General features: G+C 67.1%; 17 protein-coding genes and 1 pseudogene. 9 read left to right on the top strand and 9 right to left on the bottom strand.

What is annotated here, in order from left to right:
- Positions 1–10 precede the first annotated feature (10 nt).
- Complete coding sequence (locus NRB20_RS14120; RefSeq protein WP_153410552.1) at positions 11–658, bottom strand: FMN-dependent NADH-azoreductase; 648 nt, start codon at positions 656–658, stop codon at positions 11–13.
- Between the two features lie 77 nt (positions 659–735).
- Between NRB20_RS14120 and NRB20_RS14125 the strand changes: the two genes are divergently transcribed.
- A complete protein-coding gene (locus NRB20_RS14125; protein ID WP_153410553.1) occupies positions 736–1,149 on the top strand; it encodes a winged helix-turn-helix transcriptional regulator in 414 nt (137 codons plus the stop codon).
- A gap of 176 nt (positions 1,150–1,325) precedes the next feature.
- Here NRB20_RS14125 and coaA read toward each other — a convergent pair whose 3' ends face one another.
- On the bottom strand, positions 1,326–2,258 hold the full coding sequence (gene coaA, locus NRB20_RS14130) for a type I pantothenate kinase (protein WP_153410554.1): 933 nt from the start codon (positions 2,256–2,258) through the stop codon (positions 1,326–1,328).
- Positions 2,259–2,528: 270 nt separating this feature from the next.
- Here coaA and NRB20_RS14135 point away from each other — a divergent pair, with 270 nt between their 5' ends.
- Both NRB20_RS14135 and glyA read left to right on the top strand, forming a co-directional pair.
- Positions 2,529–3,725: a DUF885 domain-containing protein gene (locus NRB20_RS14135; protein ID WP_153410555.1), complete on the top strand. Its 1,197-nt coding sequence runs from the start codon at positions 2,529–2,531 to the stop codon at positions 3,723–3,725.
- A gap of 468 nt (positions 3,726–4,193) precedes the next feature.
- On the top strand, positions 4,194–5,489 hold the full coding sequence (glyA, locus tag NRB20_RS14140) for a serine hydroxymethyltransferase (protein ID WP_319944886.1): 1,296 nt from the start codon (positions 4,194–4,196) through the stop codon (positions 5,487–5,489).
- Positions 5,490–5,551: 62 nt separating this feature from the next.
- Here the strand turns inward: glyA and NRB20_RS14145 are convergent, their stop codons facing one another.
- Complete coding sequence (locus NRB20_RS14145; RefSeq protein ID WP_153410557.1) at positions 5,552–5,860, bottom strand: glutaredoxin family protein; 309 nt, start codon at positions 5,858–5,860, stop codon at positions 5,552–5,554.
- Between the two features lie 194 nt (positions 5,861–6,054).
- Between NRB20_RS14145 and NRB20_RS38090 the strand changes: the two genes are divergently transcribed.
- Positions 6,055–6,987 (top strand): fatty acid desaturase family protein, encoded by a 933-nt coding sequence (locus tag NRB20_RS38090; protein ID WP_153410558.1) that lies wholly within the window; start codon positions 6,055–6,057, stop codon positions 6,985–6,987.
- 169 nt (positions 6,988–7,156) lie between these two features.
- Here the strand turns inward: NRB20_RS38090 and NRB20_RS39570 are convergent.
- From NRB20_RS39570 to NRB20_RS14165, 3 genes and pseudogenes are all read right to left on the bottom strand, one after another.
- A pseudogene (locus NRB20_RS39570) lies at positions 7,157–7,537 on the bottom strand (pentapeptide repeat-containing protein); the annotation flags it as partial.
- A gap of 107 nt (positions 7,538–7,644) precedes the next feature.
- A complete protein-coding gene (locus tag NRB20_RS14160) occupies positions 7,645–8,646 on the bottom strand; it encodes an LLM class F420-dependent oxidoreductase (RefSeq protein ID WP_153410560.1) in 1,002 nt (333 codons plus the stop codon).
- 68 nt (positions 8,647–8,714) lie between these two features.
- Positions 8,715–8,987: a hypothetical protein gene (locus NRB20_RS14165; protein WP_153410561.1), complete on the bottom strand. Its 273-nt coding sequence runs from the start codon at positions 8,985–8,987 to the stop codon at positions 8,715–8,717.
- Positions 8,988–9,056: 69 nt separating this feature from the next.
- On the opposite strand from NRB20_RS14165, the gene NRB20_RS14170 reads away from it, so the two are divergent.
- The 4 genes from NRB20_RS14170 to NRB20_RS14185 all read left to right on the top strand — a co-directional run bounded on the left by NRB20_RS14170 (position 9,057) and on the right by NRB20_RS14185 (position 12,979).
- Positions 9,057–9,437: a DUF488 domain-containing protein gene (locus NRB20_RS14170; RefSeq protein WP_227833492.1), complete on the top strand. Its 381-nt coding sequence runs from the start codon at positions 9,057–9,059 to the stop codon at positions 9,435–9,437.
- A 534-nt stretch (positions 9,438–9,971) separates the two neighbouring features.
- Positions 9,972–11,252: a PhoH family protein gene (locus NRB20_RS14175; RefSeq protein ID WP_406603829.1), complete on the top strand. Its 1,281-nt coding sequence runs from the start codon at positions 9,972–9,974 to the stop codon at positions 11,250–11,252.
- 185 nt (positions 11,253–11,437) lie between these two features.
- The gene (locus NRB20_RS14180; RefSeq protein WP_153410562.1) at positions 11,438–12,007 is read left to right on the top strand and encodes an LGFP repeat-containing protein; all 570 of its coding nucleotides are present in this window, start codon (positions 11,438–11,440) and stop codon (positions 12,005–12,007) included.
- Between the two features lie 111 nt (positions 12,008–12,118).
- On the top strand, positions 12,119–12,979 hold the full coding sequence (locus NRB20_RS14185) for an acyl-ACP desaturase (RefSeq protein WP_319944887.1): 861 nt from the start codon (positions 12,119–12,121) through the stop codon (positions 12,977–12,979).
- Between the two features lie 96 nt (positions 12,980–13,075).
- On the opposite strand, the gene NRB20_RS14190 is transcribed toward NRB20_RS14185, so the two are convergent.
- Positions 13,076–13,516 (bottom strand): limonene-1,2-epoxide hydrolase family protein, encoded by a 441-nt coding sequence (locus NRB20_RS14190; RefSeq protein ID WP_153410563.1) that lies wholly within the window; start codon positions 13,514–13,516, stop codon positions 13,076–13,078.
- A 157-nt stretch (positions 13,517–13,673) separates the two neighbouring features.
- Positions 13,674–14,417 carry a TetR/AcrR family transcriptional regulator gene (locus tag NRB20_RS14195; protein WP_153410564.1) on the bottom strand — a complete coding sequence of 248 codons (744 nt, stop codon included), beginning with the start codon at positions 14,415–14,417 and terminating at the stop codon, positions 13,674–13,676.
- 97 nt (positions 14,418–14,514) lie between these two features.
- Between NRB20_RS14195 and NRB20_RS14200 the strand changes: the two genes are divergently transcribed.
- Positions 14,515–15,705: an FAD-dependent monooxygenase gene (locus NRB20_RS14200; RefSeq protein WP_153410565.1), complete on the top strand. Its 1,191-nt coding sequence runs from the start codon at positions 14,515–14,517 to the stop codon at positions 15,703–15,705.
- A gap of 169 nt (positions 15,706–15,874) precedes the next feature.
- Here NRB20_RS14200 and NRB20_RS14205 read toward each other — a convergent pair whose 3' ends face one another.
- Positions 15,875–17,278, bottom strand: a complete 1,404-nt coding sequence (locus NRB20_RS14205) for a class II fumarate hydratase (RefSeq protein WP_153410566.1) — start codon at positions 17,276–17,278, stop codon at positions 15,875–15,877.
- Between the last annotated feature and the right edge of the window lie 43 nt (positions 17,279–17,321).

The following is a 17,321-nucleotide window of genomic DNA, read 5'->3' on the forward strand; positions in this document are numbered from 1 at the left end:
CCTCGCGATTTCAGGCGGCCCTCGTGCCCTCGACGATCGTGGCCGCGAGCTCGCGAGCCCGGCGGTGGGCGCTGGTCATGGACGCCTCGTGCACCGGAAGCAGTGCGGCCATGGCCGGGACGTGCGGCGCCATGGTCAGTTCGGGCACGACGGTGGTGACGTCGAGGCCGAGCATGTCCTGGCGGCCGAGCACGGCTTCGAGCGTGGACACGACGTAGTCCAGACCGTGCTTGGGTGCGCCGGGACCGTAACCGCCGCCGCGCGCCGAGATCACCACCGCGGGACGACCCGCGGACGGCGCGGGACCCTCCTGGCTCATGGTGCGGCCGAAGACCATGATCTGGTCCAGCCACGCCTTGAACACCGACGGCATCGTCAGGTTGTACATCGGAACCGTGAGCAGATACGCGCTCGCGCCGAGGAACTCCGCGATCAACCCGTCCTGCGTCGCGGCCGCCGCGGCCTCCTCGGTCGTGTACCGGGCGGGGTCGGCGCCGCGGGCGGTGATACCGGCCGCGGTCAGATGCGGCACCGGCGAAGCGGCCAGGTCGCGGTGCACGACGCGGCCGTCCCAGCCGTCGAGGAAGGATTGCGCGACCTGACGCGAGATCGACGCCGCACCGAGCGCGGAGGAGTCGATGTGCAGCAGATACGACATGATTGTTTCCCTTTCGAAGTGGTCGAGGGCGTTACATACTGGTAGTGCGGTTACACACCGGACGAGAGGTATGAGTGATGGCGTCAGTGCGACGGATCGCAGGCCCGTGCCAGGAGTGGCCCGAGGACAGCGTCTTCATCCGCGAGGTGCTCGACCGCATCGGCGACAAGTGGACCGTGCTGATCATCAGCACCCTGAGCACCGGTCCGCTGCGCTACTCCGATTTGCAGGCGAGCGTCCCGGGCATCTCCCAGCGGATGCTGACCCAGACGCTCAAACACCTCGAGCGCGATGGGCTGCTCACCCGGACCGCGTACCCCGAGGTCCCGCCGCGGGTGGTGTACGAGCTCACCGACCTGGGGCGCTCGCTGCTGGACGCGGTCATGGCGATGGCGGGTTGGGCCGCCGCTCATCACCGCGAGGTTGCCGCCAACCGGGCTGCCAGCGAACTCACCGGCGTCGGCCGCGGCAAGGCCCCGGTCGTCGCGTAGCCGAACCGGGCGGCGGTAGCGCGCTTGCTGCTCGACCATCTTCCATACCTCACTGTTGGTGCGTAACACCATCATGAGTCAGTGGTCGAGGGCTTACAAAAGGCACTTTCGAGTGCGTGTAAAAGGCACTTTCCAGTGCGTGGGCACATTGCATCCGCATCGGCAAAGGGCCGAAATTACAGCTTGCGCAAGCGGATTCGGTTGATGGTGTGGTCGGCGTCCTTGCGCAGGACGAGGGTGGCGCGGGGGCGGGTGGGCAGGATGTTCTCGACCAGATTGGGGCGGTTGGTGGCGTTCCAGATCTCCTGGGCCGCGGTCGTGGCTTCCTGATCGTTGAATCCGGCGTAGTGGTGGAAGTGTGAATTCGGGTCCGCGAACGCCGTTTTACGCAGGGAGAGAAAGCGATTCACGTACCACTTCTCGATATCCTCGATGCGTGCGTCGACGTAGACCGAGAAATCGAACAGATCCGAGACCATCAGACGCGGCCCGGTCTGTAATACGTTGAGCCCCTCCATGATCAGGATGTCGGGCTGCCGCACGCAGTGGAACTGATCGGGCAGGATGTCGTACGCGATATGCGAATAGATCGGCGCGCACACCTCGGGCGCACCGGATTTCACCTCGGTGACGAAACGCAGCAGCTTGCGCCGGTCGTAACTCTCCGGGAATCCCTTGCGATGCATGATGCCCCGACGCGTGAGTTCGGCTGTCGGATAAAGGAATCCGTCGGTAGTGACCAGATCGACGCGAGGGTGGTGATCCCAGCGCGCCAGCAGCGCCTGCAGCACGCGCGCGGTGGTGGATTTGCCGACCGCGACGCTACCGGCGATGCCGATCACGAACGGCACCTGGTGATCCGGATGCGTCTCGCCGAGAAAGGTCGCGGTGGCGGCGAACAATCGCTGTCGCGCGGCGACCTGGAGGTGGATCAAACGGGCCAGCGGCAGATAAACCTCGGCGACCTCTTCCAGATCGATCTGCTCGCCGAGTCCGCGCAGGCCGAACAGTTCCTCCTCGGTCAGCACCAGGGGAGTGGACTTTCGCAGTGTGCGCCATTGTTTCCGGTCGAATTCCACATAGGGACTCGGCTCACTCATCCGTGCCATTTACCCACGCTCTCGGTTCGGTGCACATGACGCATTCGGTCCGGACGCCACGCCGGTGGATCTCGCGTCGTCCGCGCACCCGGCGGGACGGGATCCGGTGGGCAGTCCTGGCATAGCCGAATTCTCCTCGGGGGCAAGGCCACCTCGTACACGGGGTGTTATTACTCGCCGGTAACTATGGGTGACATTTCTCTCCCGGCCTCGGGGTTTCGGCGCCGGGTCGAGCTGCTCGGACCGCGTGAACGCCCGGTCGCGGTAGGGTCGGCTGTCATGGATGCGCATCCGCTCGTGACCGACTATCTGCGGCTGGGGCTGGCCTTCGACCGCCTCGAATCCGGGTTCGTCGACGCCTACACCGGTGATCCCGCGCTACGTCGCGAGGTGCAGGAGGGACCCGCGCCGCTGCCCGCCGAGTTGGCCACGCGCGCGGCCACATTGCGCAAGGAACTGCCCGAGGCCGGGCTGTCCGCCGAACGCACCGAATTCCTCGACGCGCATCTGCGCGCCCTGGAATGTTCCGCGCGCAAGTTCGCCGGTGAGCGGATCTCCTTCATCGACGAGGTGCGCGCCTATTTCGACGTGGATATCGCGCCCGGCGACGAGGACGACTACCGCGACGCGCATCGGCAGATGGACGAGGTGCTGCCCGGTGAGGGATCGCTGTTCGAGCGGATGCGCGCGCACCGCAGGGGCGAGGAGATTCCGCCGGAACGGTTGCCCGAATGCGTCGAGGCGTTCTCCGGCGCGCTGCGCGAACTGGTACGGGGACGTTATCCGCTGCCCGATCACGAGCAGGTGGAATACGAGGTCGTCGGCGACAAGCCGTGGTCCGGATTCAATTACTACCTGGGCAACTACCGCTCCAAGGTCGCGATCAACTCCGACCTGAAACAGCATCTGGCGCATCTGCCCGCACTCATCGCGCACGAGGCGTATCCGGGACATCACACCGAGCACTGCCGCAAGGAGGCCGGACTGGTCGGCGCGGGGCAGGCCGAGCAGACGCTGTTCGTGGTGAACACCCCGCAGTGCCTGATGGCCGAGGGCCTGGCGGATCTGGCGTTGCGTGCCATCGTCGGGCCGGGCTGGGGTCGCTGGGCGCAGGAGATCTACGCGGATCTCGGGTTGCGCTTCGATGGTGAACGCGCGGAACGACTTTCGGACGCGTCGGCGAAACTGCTGGGCGTCCGGCAGGATGCCGCGCTGCTGCTGCACGACCGCGGCCGCGACGCCGACGAGGTCGTCGAATTCCTGCAACGCTGGAGTCTGGCCACCCCCGACCGCGCCCGGCAGTCGCTGCGCTTCCTGTCCTCGCCGCTGTGGCGGGCCTACATCAGCACCTACGTGGAGGGGTATCGCCTGCTCGGCGGCTGGCTCGACCGCGCCGCCGACGAGGACGACCGCGCCGATCGTTTCCGCAGGCTGCTCGACGAACCGCTGACCCCCGGAGCGGTCCGTCGCCTGTGAACCCCGGTCACCCGCGCCGGGCGCGGGATCCCATGGTCATCGAATTCGCCTGTGCTCAGTACATCGGCGGGGTGCAATGTCCGCCGGAAATAGAGCAGAGCAGCAGCGAGATCTGCTGCAGCAGGGCTTCGAGGGGGCTCAGGGGTGCGAAGATCGGTTGCATCGTCGACGTGCCTTTCCGGTGATCGAGTTCTTCGCGTCCCAGTCTCGGCTGCCGGTTCCCTGTCCGTAATACCCAGATTCGAGTGCCCCCGAAATCGAGGGCTTCGAGAGGGCGACCGGCGCTGACGACGTCGAACTCGTTCCAGCAACTCCGTGCGACGCCGACCGTGGAGTTCGTGGCGCGGATCGCCGCCCGGACCAAGGTGTGAGTGGGCCGGGCGGTGAGCCTCGGAGCGCGGCAAACCCGCCGAAGCGGAGCGGAGGCCAACGACACTGTGCTATGTCGGTCCACTTAGACTGTGGGTCGTGACCCAGACGACCGCCGCCTCTGTGAATTCCCAATCACTCGCCGAACTCGATCCCGAACTCGCTGCCGCGATGGCGGGCGAACTCGCCCGGGAACGCGACACGCTCGAGATGATCGCTTCGGAGAACTTCGTACCGCGCGCGGTACTCCAGGCCCAGGGCAGTGTGCTGACCAACAAGTACGCCGAGGGTTATCCGGGTCGCCGGTACTACGGCGGCTGCGAGCACGTCGACGTGGTGGAGAACCTGGCGCGCGAGCGGGTCAAGGCGCTGTTCGGCGCGGAATTCGCCAACGTGCAACCACATTCGGGCGCGCAGGCCAACGCCGCGGTGCTGATGGCGCTGATGAATCCGGGTGAGAAGCTGCTCGGCCTGGACCTCGCGCACGGCGGTCACCTCACGCACGGTATGCGGTTGAACTTCTCCGGCAAGCTCTACGAGGTGCACGCCTACGGGGTGAGCAAGGAGGATCACCGCGTCGACATGGAGGCGCTGCGCGAGCAGGCGCTGTCGGTGAAGCCGAAGGTGATCGTCGCCGGGTGGTCCGCGTATCCGCGGCATCTGGATTTCGCGGCGTTCCGGGAGATCGCCGACGAGGTCGGCGCGTACCTGTGGGTCGATATGGCGCACTTCGCCGGTCTGGTCGCCGCCGGGCTGCACCCCTCGCCCGTCCCGCACGCCGACGTGGTGTCCTCCACCGTGCACAAGACCCTGGGCGGTCCGCGTTCGGGCCTGATCCTGGCCAAGCAGGAATTCGCGAAGAAGCTGAACAGCGCGGTGTTCCCCGGTCAGCAGGGTGGCCCGCTGATGCACGTGATCGCCGCCAAGGCCGCCGCGTTCAAGATCGCCGGGACCGAGGAGTTCAAGCAGCGGCAGGAGCGCACGCTCTCGGGCGCGAAGATCCTCGCCGAGCGGCTGACCGCGGCCGATGTGAAGGACAAGGGCGTCACGGTGCTCACCGGCGGCACCGACGTGCACCTGGTCCTGGTCGACCTGCGCAACTCGGTGCTGGACGGTCAGCAGGCCGAGGATCTGCTGCACGAGACCGGAATCACGGTGAACCGCAATGCCGTTCCGTTCGACCCGCGCCCGCCGATGGTCACCTCCGGCCTGCGCATCGGCACCGCCGCCCTGGCCACCCGCGGCTTCGGCGACGCCGAGTTCACCGAGGTCTCCGACATCATCGCCACGGCCCTCGCCGGCGGCGCGGATCTGGACGCGCTGCGCGCCCGGGTCAGCAAGCTCGCCGCGGACCGGCCGCTCTACGACGGCCTCGAAAACTGGGGTCTGCTGTAATTCGGGCCTCCGCTGTAATTCGGCCTCCGCGCGTGTGAGCTTGCGCGTGGAGGTCGGTGGGTTTACCAGGGTATGAAGCGGCGGGGGCCGCCGGTGAGTTCCGGTGCGTCGGCGGTCACGGTCGCGACGAGTTTCCTGGGTGTGGGGTTCACCCAGTGGCGTTGTGACGCACCGTGTTTCAGGACGACGGTGGGTACTGTCTCGTTGCCGTCGGCGACCGAGCGGACGAATGCGGCGGCCTCCGGGTCGGACCAGATGTCGATTTCGCGGTGGATGATTCCGTGGCGGTTGAGCACTCGCCGCAGCCGGGCGCAGAAGGGGCAGCCGGGGCGGCGGTAGACGACCAGTTCGGGGGTGGTGTCGTCGGACATGCCAGCCGAGTCTATGCGGTGTCGCCGTGACGTTCCGGGAGATCGTTCGGTCACCCAGATGAATCCCGCTCGTCCGGGGGATGACGTTATCGGGAGTTCTTGGTAGAAAATGCTGTTCGACCTGGGCCGATCATGGTGCGCGATGGCACGATGAGGGTGGTACGACAGGCTCGACGAGAACAGGGACAGCGGGTATGACCGATGTGGGGACCGGTCGGAGGGATCGCGCATCTCGCGAGCGGCCGGTGCGGGCGATCAACTCGTGGCTGATCGGGGCGGCGGTCGTTGTCGGGGCGTTCCAGATGTTCTTGTTACCGCTGATACTGCTGCCGTACGGCGCGGCGTGGGGCTGGGTGCTGGCGGTGCCGGTGGTGCTGACCACGCCGTTCTGGTCGCTGATCCACGAGGCCATCCACGGCACGCTGATCCGCCGCCGCGATCGCAACGATCTGTGCGGGCGCGGCTTGGCGGTGCTGTACGGGTCGCCGTTCGCGATGCTCAAGATCGGTCATCTGCTGCATCACCGGTACAGCCGCACCCGCGAGCGCACCGAGATCTACGATCCGGCGATGTCGAGCTGGGCCAGGACCGCGCCCGGCTACTACCTGCGGCTGTGCGGCGGGCTCTACCTGCTCGAGGTCGTGGCGCTGCCGCTGGCCGCGCTGCCCGCCGCGGCGATCCGCGGACTGAGCCGTCGAGTGGACGCGCCGGATTCGGTTGCGGGACCACTGTTCGAACGGGTTGCGCAGCCGAAAGCATTGCAGCAGTTCAGGATCGATACGGCCGTGATCGTGTTGCTTTACACCGCAGCATTTCTCGCGTACGGCGGCTACGGCTGGATGCTGCTCGCGGCATTGGGCGGGCGAGCGTTCGTGATCTCCGTATCGGACAACGCCTACCACTACGGCACCGACCTGAGCGCGCCACTGGAAGCATTGAATCTGCGCCTGCCGCGCCTGCTGGAACAGGGCGCGCTGAGCTTCAACCTGCACGGTGTCCACCACCGGCACCCGGGCCTGCGCTGGTACGAACTGCGAGGTCAGTTCGTCGACGAAGGCGCGGACTACGACCTGAGCTGGACCACTGCGGCCGCACGACAGTTCCGCGGCCCCATCGAACTCGGCTGACACGCACTCCGGCGACGTCGTTTCCGGCGACCTTCGATCGGGTCAGGCTGACGTGGTCGGCGCGTCCCGCCGCCGATGCTCGATCCGGTGAGCTGACGCGGTTGGCGTGCACTCGGCTGATGCTCGATCCGGTGAGGTTGACGTGGTGGGCGTGCGCTCGGCTGATGCTCGATCTGGTGAGGTTGACGTGGTGGGCGTGCGCTCGGCTGATGCTCGATCTGGTGAGGTTGACGTGGTGGGCGTGCGCTCGGCTGATGCTCGATCTGGTGAGGTTGACGTGGTGGGCGTGCGCTCGGCTGATGCTCGATCTGGTGAGGTTGACGTGGTGGGCGTGCGCTCGGCTGATGCTCGATCTGGTGAGGTTGACGTGGTGGGCGTGCGCTCGGCTGATGCTCGATCTGGTGAGGTTGACGTGGTGGGCGTGCGCTCGGCTGATGCTCGATCTGGTGAGGTTGACGTGGTGGGCGTGCGCTCGGCTGATTCGCGGTCCGGCGAGGCCGATTCGGTCGGCGTGCGCCCGGCGGTGTCCGATCCGGGTACGCCGATTCACATGACGCCGGATTCCGTTGAGCTGCCAGCGATTTCGTCCGCTGCCGGGCGTTCTCGACGGAACGAGTGTCCCGCCGCCGAGACTGCCCGGCGGCGGGACGCGGCACTCTACTGATCCTGGTGCACCAGCGGGCTCAGCGCCTTACCGGCGAGCTCCAGCACTCCCGGCTCGTGCCCGTTGGTGACCATGTTGACGATGATTCCGTCCACGCCGTGGTCCAGCACGCGCCGCTGAATCTGCTCGGCGACATCGTCGGGGGTGCCGACGAACTGGCGGTCGCTCAGATCCGCACCGCCCTGCTGGGCGGACAGGTCGGCCTGCAACTTACGGGCGCGATCGCCGTCGGCATTGATGATCGCGAAGGCCAGGAAGCTGGTCTCCAGGGTCGCCGGATCGCGGTCGTTCTCCTCGCAGCGGGCGCGCACCGCGTCCATCTTGCGCGGCAGTTCGCTCGCATTGCAGATGATGTTGAGGTGATCGGCGTAGCGCGCGGCCATGCCGAAGGTCTTCTTCTCCCCGCCGCCGCCGAGCATGATCGGCAGGTCGTCGCGAATTCGCGGCTCGTTCAACGCTTCCCGGGTGTGGTACCACTTGCCGTCGAAGGTGGGGTGCTGGCCGTGCAGCATCGGCGCGATGATCGCCAGCGCCTCCTCCAGCCGCTCGAAACGCTCGGTGAAGGTGCCGAATTCGTACCCGTACCCGATGTGCTCGAACTCGAACCAGCCCGCGCCGATGCCCAGCACCGCGCGCCCGCCGCTGACCACGTCGAGGGTGGTGACGGTCTTGGCCAGCATCGCCGGATTCCGGTAGGTGTTCCCGGTTACCAAGGTGGACAACTGGATTCGCTCGGTCGCGGTGGCCAGCGCGCCCAACGCGGTGTACGCCTCGAGCATCGGCTCCTCGGGCGCACCGAGATTCGGCAGCTGATAGAAGTGGTCCATCACGAACGCGGCGTCGAACCCCGCCGCCTCCGCCGCCCGCGCCTGCTCGATCACCGACGGGAACAGCTCCCGCGGCGAGGCCGCATGACTGAAGTGCGGCATCTGATAGCCCAACCGGATCCGCCGCTTACCGCCCGGCCCGGAACCCTGCGTCTGTGCGTTCGTCATGGGGGAAACGCTATGACCTGGAGTGCACTCCAAGTCAACGGGAACGGCCGCGGTTTCGCTGTCAGCGATCAGTCGTGCTTGCTGAGGTACTCCACGTACATCGGGCGCAGCACCTCGGCGATCTCGCCGTCCCCGGCGTGCACGTAATCGTCCAGCATCGGCAGCACGTATTTGATGTCGGCCGCGCTCTCGTCGACGTTGCCGGTGGCGGCCTCGGCGGCGGGGATCTGCTCCAGCAACCGCCACAGGAAGCGCACGTCACCGTGGCGCACCGCGTACTTGACGGCACGGTCGTGCAGTTCCTTCGACGAGAGCTTCTCCAGATCCGCGACATCGGCCATGAGGGAAACTCTATCGGCTCGGACCGCGCGGGTCTCGCGCGTTGCGGGAATTCGTGCTGCCATGGAGGTATGACACAGCAACCGTCGATGCACTTCGCCGTGAAACGTGTCTACGACACGCCCGATCCGGACGACGGTCGGCGGGTGCTCGTCGACCGGCTCTGGCCGCGCGGGATCAGCAAACAGCGGGCGCACATCGATGAGTGGCTCAAGGACGTCACGCCGTCGACCGATCTGCGCCGCTGGTTCCATGCCGATCCGCAACATCGCGGCGCGGAGTTCGCCAGCAGGTATCGGAGCGAACTCGAGGACGACGCACACCGGCAAGGGCTCGAGCAGCTGCGGGAGTTGCGCGCGTCCGGTCCGGTGACTCTGGTGACCGCGGTGAAAGACCTTGCGCACAGCCATATCCCGGTGCTGCTCGCGCAGTTCGGCGAAGAACTTCCCTGAGCGTTCGCGACGCCCGCGGGGTCGCCGCATCGGGTCTGCCGCCGCTGAAACGCGAGGCTCATCGCCGCTGAAACCGTTCGAGCAGCGGATATTTCGCGATTCGGCAGCCGATTCGATGGATGATTCGCTGAGATACATATCACACCGGGGCATCGGCCCTGCACACCCGGTCGAGCCGCACGTTAACGGGAACTTCACCAACACGCTCGCTGAACCGGCGAGCCGGATCGGTGAAATCGCAGTAACGTCGGATGTGCGGGCCGCGTAGGTGTGGTTCGTACGGGAGGTCCTGATCGTGGCTGAGCAACTCAGTGCGAGGGGGCCGGCACCCGGCCCTCGGGTCGAATGACCACAGGGCGGACCGGTCCAGCGAGATAGGTCCGGGCGGGTGTAGCCCGGGCAACAAAGGAGCCCACCGTGACTGATGCACGCTCCGTCATCGCTTCCTCGAATGCCCGCTCCGATGTGAGCGGAGGCTCCGGAAAGGGAGCCCACACCGCCGGTTCCGGCGATAAATCCGGGTCGAAGACCTTCGTGATCGATACCTCCGTACTGCTGTCGGACCCCTGGGCCATCACGCGCTTCGGCGCGAACCAGGTCGTCCTGCCGCTGGTGGTGATCAGCGAACTCGAGGCCAAACGCCACCATCACGAACTCGGTTGGTTCGCGCGCGAATCGCTTCGGCTGCTGGACGATCTGCGTATCGAATACGGCCGGTTGGACGAGCCGATTCCGATCGGATCCGAGGGCGGTACGCTCCACGTCGAGCTCAACCACACCGATCCGGAGGTGTTGCCGGTCGGATTCCGCACCGACACCAACGATTCCCGCATCCTGGCCTGCGCGCTCAATCTCGCCGCCGAGGGACGCACGGTCGTGCTGGTGTCGAAGGATATTCCGTTGCGGGTCAAGGCCGGTGCGGTGGGTCTGCAGGCCGACGAATACCACGCGCAGGACGTCGTCACCTCCGGCTGGACGGGGATGACCGAACTCGAGGTCGCCGCCGACGTCGTGGACCGGCTCTACGCCGACTCCTCGATCGATCTGGACGAGGCCCGGGATCTGCCCTGCCACACCGGAATTCGCCTGCTGGGCACGAACGGCAGCGCGCTGGCGCGGGTGACCGCGGACAAACGGGTGCAGTTGGTGCGCGGTGACCGGGAGGCGTTCGGGCTGCACGGGCGTTCGGCCGAACAGCGCGTCGCGCTGGACCTGCTGCTGGACGAGAGCGTCGGCATCATCTCCCTCGGCGGCAAGGCGGGCACGGGTAAATCCGCGCTGGCGCTGACCGCGGGCCTGGAAGCGGTGCTGGAGCGGCGAACTCAGCGCAAGGTGGTGGTCTTCCGTCCGCTCTACGCCGTCGGTGGGCAGGAACTGGGCTATCTGCCCGGATCCGAGAGCGAGAAGATGGGCCCCTGGGCGCAGGCGGTGTTCGACACCCTCGACGGACTGGCCAGTCCCGAGGTGATGGAGGAGGTGCTCGCGCGCGGCATGCTGGAGGTGTTGCCGCTCACGCACATTCGCGGTCGGTCGCTGCACGATTCGTTCGTGATCGTCGACGAGGCGCAGTCGCTCGAGCGCAATGTGCTGCTCACGGTGCTGAGCCGGTTGGGCAGCGGGTCGCGGGTGGTGCTCACGCACGATGTGGCCCAGCGCGACAACCTGCGTGTCGGGCGACACGACGGCGTCGCCGCGGTGATCGAGAAGCTCAAGGGGCATCCGCTGTTCGCGCATGTCACCCTGACCCGCAGCGAGCGGTCGCCGATCGCCGCGCTGGTGACGGAGATGTTGGAGGAGTACGGCCCGAACGCCTGATTTCGGGCGAATTCGCAGCATCCGAAAATCTCGGGGAATCGGCGGGTATATTGCGCCGAGATACCTGTTCGGCTGCGTTTCGGTGAAACACCAGTGATTCGCTGATTTGTAGCAGGACACCGGCTTCGAGTTGCCGATGGTCCGCGCTGTGCGGGCCATCGGCAACCTCCCTCGAGAGGATGGATATGCACCACTTCGCTCGACGTTCGGCCGCGACGACCATGACGCTGGCCGCGGCGGCGCTGCTGTTCACCGCCGCGTGCAGCAGCAACGACAGCAGTTCCAGCAGCTCGTCCACCACCAACGCCGCCGCCACCTCGGCGACCGGCGCCGCGAACGAATCCGGCGCGAATCAGTCCGGGGCCAACGAATCCGGCGCGAACGCGGCCGGTGGCGAGACCAAGATCCAGACCCCGAACGGCGAGATCAGCGTCTCCGGGCATCTGCTGGCCAAGTACAACGAGATGGGCGGTCCCGCCGGTGCTCTCGGCGCACCCACCGGCAAATCGGTGAGCGGCCCGGACGGCGGCTCCTGCCAGGAGTTCACCGGCGGCGCGATCTGCTGGAGCGAGAAGACCGACGCGCACGTGGTCTGGGGCGAGATCCGCAAGGCGTGGGACGGCCACGGTGGCATCAACGGCAAGCTCGGCTACCCGACTACCGACGAGAAGGACATCGCCAACGGCAAGCAGAGCGACTTCACCGGCGGCACCATCACCTGGGTGAACAACCAGACGTCGGTGACCGAGAAGTAAGTCCGCTTCGCACCGTGCGGCATTCGTGCCGCGCAACAGCCCGGGAACCCTGTTCCCGGGCTGTTGTACGGTAGATCCCCGTTTCGGTCCTCGACTAGGTAGGTTGACCGCGTGCAAACTCTCTTGACCGACCGTGAGCTGCTGGAATCGCTTGCGCCGGTGGTGGAAGACAATCTCCGGCGACACATCGCCGCCGCCGACGGCTGGCAGCCGCAGGACTATGTGCCCTGGGACGACGGCCGCAATTTCGCCTTCCTCGGTGGAAAGGATTGGGAGCCCGCGCAATCCGAGCTCGGCGAGGTCGCGAAGCTGGCGTTGAGCGTCGGGGTGCTGATCGCCGACAACCTGCCGTCGTACCATCGCGAGATCGGCAGGTATCTGCGGATCGGTCCGTGGTGGCGTTGGGTGGGGCGGTGGACCGCCGAGGAGAATCGGCATTCGATCATGCTCCGGAACTATCTGACGCTCACCCGCGCGGTCGATCCGGTCGAGTTGGAGCGGATGCGGATGGCGCACATGACGACCGGATTCCGCCGTCCCGCACTGCATCTGCCGGATGTGCTGGCGGTCGGCGCGTTCGAGGAGCGGGCGTCCGCGATCCGGCATCGCAACACCGCGGCGTTGCGGGAGAACGCGATCGTCACCGCGATGTCCGATCGGATCGCCGCCGACGACGAACTGCAATCGGAATTCTTCGCCGATCTCGTCGCCGCGACGTTGACTCTCACGCCCGATCAGACCCTGCGCGCGATCGCGGATCAGGTCGCGACCTTCGCCGTTCCCGAGGTCACCCTCGCCGACGGTCGTTCCGGTACCGAGGTGCTGGCCGCGGCCGGAATCTACGATCCGGCCCGCGAGGCCGAGCTCGTCTTCACGCCGCTGCTGGCCCGCTGGGAGGTGTTCACCCGCACCGATCTCGGCGCGGAAGGGGAGCAGGCCCGCGCCGAACTGGCGCACCTGGCCGTCGGGTAGTCAGCGACTGACGAGCGTCATGGCAGACGGCGTTATCGGCACGTGTGTCAGCGGCGGTCGAGCGCTGCGGCCGGGCGGGCGTGTCGGCGGGCAGCCTCAGCGGCGGACGGCCTTCCAGATGCCGCTGACCGTGCCGCGCAGGAAGTTCTCCCAGCTGAAGTGGTCGTGCCAGAGGGTGATGCGGCCGTCGACGAGTTCGAACGTGCCGCACACCCAGAAGCCGATCTCGACCGGGCCCGCCCGCAGGTAGTCGGTGCGTTCGGTCAGCACGGTGTCGCCCTCGGAGACGGGACGGCCGTCGGCCTCGATCGCGATGTGGTTCAGATCGACGCGGAAGCCGAAGGAATCACGCGACAGGCCGCGCAGCAGACCGCCGACGCGGCCGATGCCGCGCACATCGGGCAGTGAGGTGTTCTTCCAGACGATATCGGGGTCGAGCAGCTCGAGCGCCTCGTCCACCGCGCTCATCTCCAACGCCGCGAAGAATTCGCGCACCGTGGTGATCGCGTCCTGCCGTAGCTCGGGTTTATCGGACATGCCTCCGACTGTATGCCGCGACGGGGTCCGAATCCATGGAATCGGGGCCCGTTCGGCCTGCCGTGTTCGTCGGTTCCGCCGCTTTTGTTCGTGGGCACAAGTGAGTGACGGTTTCGGTGTGGCCGGTTCGCGCCGGTGACGGGGCTGGTCGGTCGGTTCAGGTGGTGGGTGGTGAGTCGGGGGCGTTCGCCGCGCGGGTGGCGATGAGGGTGGTCAGGCCGTCGAGGATGCGGTCGATGCCGAAGTTCAGGGCGTTGTTGCGGGCGGCGGGCGGCGCGGGTTCGCCGAAGGCCGCGACGGTGTGCGGGTAGCGATCGGCCCGGTCGGCCAGGACGCGGGTCAGTTCGGCGGCCATGTGGTCCTCTACGCCGCTCTCGCTCAGGGTGGCGCGGGCGAAGGTCTGGGCCAGGCCCGAGAGCAGGGCGAGGGTGTCCAGGCGTTCGGGGGCGGTCATACCGCTGTCGGCGAGGGGAGCCAGACCGGCCTCGAACCAGTCGAGTTCGTTGGGGCCGTAGGGGCGGGTGCTGATCAGCAGGCCGAGCGTCCAGGTGTGGGCGCAGAACATCTCGTAACTCGTCACGCACCAGGCGCGCAGTTGGGCCCGCCAGGGCGGTTCGGCCGAATCCCGCGTTGCCGCAACGAGATCCGGCGGATTGCTCATCGCGGCGTCCAGCATCAGCGCGGTCAGTTCGGCCTTGCCGGGGACGTAGCGGTACAGCGCCATCTTCGCGCAGCCGAGTCGTTCGGCCAGGCGCTGCATCGAAAGGTTGTCCAGCCCTTCGGAATCCGCGAGCGCGATCGCCTCGGTGACGATCCGGTCCAGTGAGAGCGAGGGTTTGGGCCCGCGCTTGGGCCGCTGCTGGGTGCCCCACAGCAGTTCGATAGCGGTCGGTCCGGTCATCTCACCATCCTTGCCGATCGGGTCTTGACTTCGAAACTGTGTCCATCGTACGCTAATTTGCGTCCGACAGACACAGTTAAGGAAACCGGAGCTCACCATGCGTAATCAGACCGTTCTCATCTCCGGCGCGAGCATCGCCGGACCCGCCCTGGCCTACTGGCTGCACCGCTACGGCTTCGAGGTCACCGTGGTCGAGCGCGCGCCGGAACTGCGGCCGGGCGGGCAGGCCATCGACTTCAAGGGGCCCACCCATCGCACCGTGCTCGAGCGGATGGGCGTGTGGGAGGAGATCGTGCGGCAGCGGACCGGTAAGACCGATCTGGTCTTCGGCGATGACGACGGCCGCGAATTGGCCGTCATATCAGGCGATTTCACCGGCGGCGACGTGGAGATCCTGCGCGGCGACCTGGCCCGGATCCTCTACTCGCGGACCGCGGGCGAGTGCGAGTACCTGTTCGGCGATTCGATCAGCGCGCTCACCGAGACCGCCGAGGGGGTGCACGTCGAATTCGAGCGTGGGCCCGCGCGCACCTTCGATCTGGTCTTCGGCGCCGACGGAATCCACTCCCGGGTGCGTCGGCTGGCCTTCGGGCCCGAGGCCGATTATGTCCGCCACCTGGGCTATTACTACTGCATCGCCGGTGCGCCCGGCTGGGGTCACGATGCCAACGGGCCGCGGGTGCGGGGGCGCGCGGCGGCCTACAACGCGCCGGGACGGCTGGCCGTGCGCGGTGGGGCGAAGGCGGCGCACCAGTACGTCTTCGCCGCGCCGGTGCTCGATTTCGCCCGCGACGACGTGGCCGCGCAGCAGCGATTGATCGCCGAGCGGTTCGCCGGACTCGGCGGGCCGGTCCCCGCGATGCTGACCGAACTGCCCGGACTCGACGCGTTCTACCTGGACTCGATCAGCCAGGTCGAGATGAAGGGGCGGTACACCACCGGGCGGATCGCGTTGATCGGTGATGCGGCGTACGGAAATACGTTGGGCGGCTTCGGAACCGGGCTCGCGGTCGTCGGGGCCTACGTGCTGGCCGGCGAATTGGCCAGGGCCGGAGGGGAATACGCGGGTGCGTTCGCACGGTACGACGAGATCATGCGGCGCTACGCCAAGATCGCGGGCAACACCAACGCCGGGCGCTTCCTCGCGCCGCGGACCGCGCGGGGCATCGCGATGCGCAACTGGTTCGTCGGGTCGCGGACGTTCTCGCTGATGACGCGGTTCGGCGACAACGCCGCCAAGGATATCGATCTGGTGGATTATCCGGCCGTGGTCGGTGCGGGCGAGTGAGTTCGGTCGAGCCGCCGGTGTGGTGGGTATCGTTGCGGCGTACCGAGATTCGGGACACCGAGGCTCGAAGGTGGAGCGGTGGCGAGGCTCCGGCCGGCGGGGTGGGATCGGGGGCGTAGGTGGATCCGGTGACATCGGCCGGTCGACCGGATCCACCCTGGGGCGCCGGTTATTCGGCGTCCTGGACCTTGGCCATGGACAGCACGTCCAGGCGGCGGTCCAGTTCCTCGAGCGAGAGCTTGTCGCCGATCAGGCCGCGGTCGATGACCGTCTGGCGGATCGTCTTGCCCTCCTTCAGTGCCTGTTTCGCCACCGCGGCGGCCTCCTCGTAACCGATCGCCGAGTTCAGCGGCGTCACGATCGACGGGGAGGATTCGGCCAGCTGACGCAGATGTTCGGTGTCGGCGACGAGCCCGGCGACGCACTTGTCCGCGAACAGCCGGGATACGTTGGCCAGCAGGCGAATCGACTCCAGCACGTTGCGCGCCATCACCGGGATGTAGACGTTCAGCTCGAACGCGCCGTTGCCGCCACCCCAGGCGATCGCGGCGTCGTTACCGATCACCTGCGCGGCGACCTGCGTAACAGCCTCCGGCAGTACGGGATTCACCTTGCCCGGCATGATCGAGGAGCCCGGTTGCAGATCCGGCAGCCGGATCTCGGCCAGACCGGTCAGCGGACCCGAACCCATCCAGCGAATGTCGTTGGCGATCTTGGTCAACGAGATCGCGACGGTGCGCAGCGCGCCGGAGACCTCGACCAGTCCGTCGCGCGCGGCTTGGGCCTCGAAATGGTTTGCGGCCTCGGACAATTGGTCCAGTCCGGTCGAACGCCGAAGTTCGGCAACGACTTTCGTCCCGAATCCGTCGGGTGCGTTGAGCCCGGTGCCGACCGCGGTGCCGCCGATGGGCAGCTCACCCAGGCGCACCAGCGTCGCGGTCAGCCGATCGATACCGGCCTCGACCTGCCGGGTGTAGCCGCTGAACTCCTGCCCGAGGGTGACCGGCACCGCGTCCATCAGATGCGTGCGCCCGGACTTCACCACGGTGCGCCACTCGGTCGCCTTGTCCAGCAGCCGAATTCGCAGATGATCCAGGGCCGGGACGAGATCGCGCAGTACCGCCTCGGTCGCGGCCAGATGCGTCGCGGTCGGGAAGGTGTCGTTCGAGGACTGCGACATGTTGACGTCGTCGTTGGGGTGCACGGTGACCCCCGCCCGCGCGGCCAGACTCGCGATCACCTCGTTGGCGTTCATATTGGAGCTGGTGCCCGAACCGGTCTGGAACACGTCGATCGGGAACTGGTCGTCGTGCGCCCCCGACGCGATCTCCTCGGCGGCCGCGATGATCGCCGCGGCCTTCTCCGAATCCAGCAGTCCCAGATCCCGATTCACCACCGCACAGGCCGCCTTGAGCAGTCCCAACGCCCGAATCTGCGCCCGCTCGAGCCCCCGCCCACTGATCGGAAAGTTCTCCACCGCCCGCTGCGTCTGCGCCCGCCACAGCGCATCCACCGGAACCCGAACCTCACCCATCGTGTCGTGCTCGACCCGATACTCAGTCTGCTCAGTCATAACCCGAGCCTAGGCCCGCACAAACCCATACCGGCCAGCCACG

Source organism: Nocardia macrotermitis (assembly GCF_009604405.1).
Classification (GTDB): domain Bacteria; phylum Actinomycetota; class Actinomycetes; order Mycobacteriales; family Mycobacteriaceae; genus Nocardia; species Nocardia macrotermitis.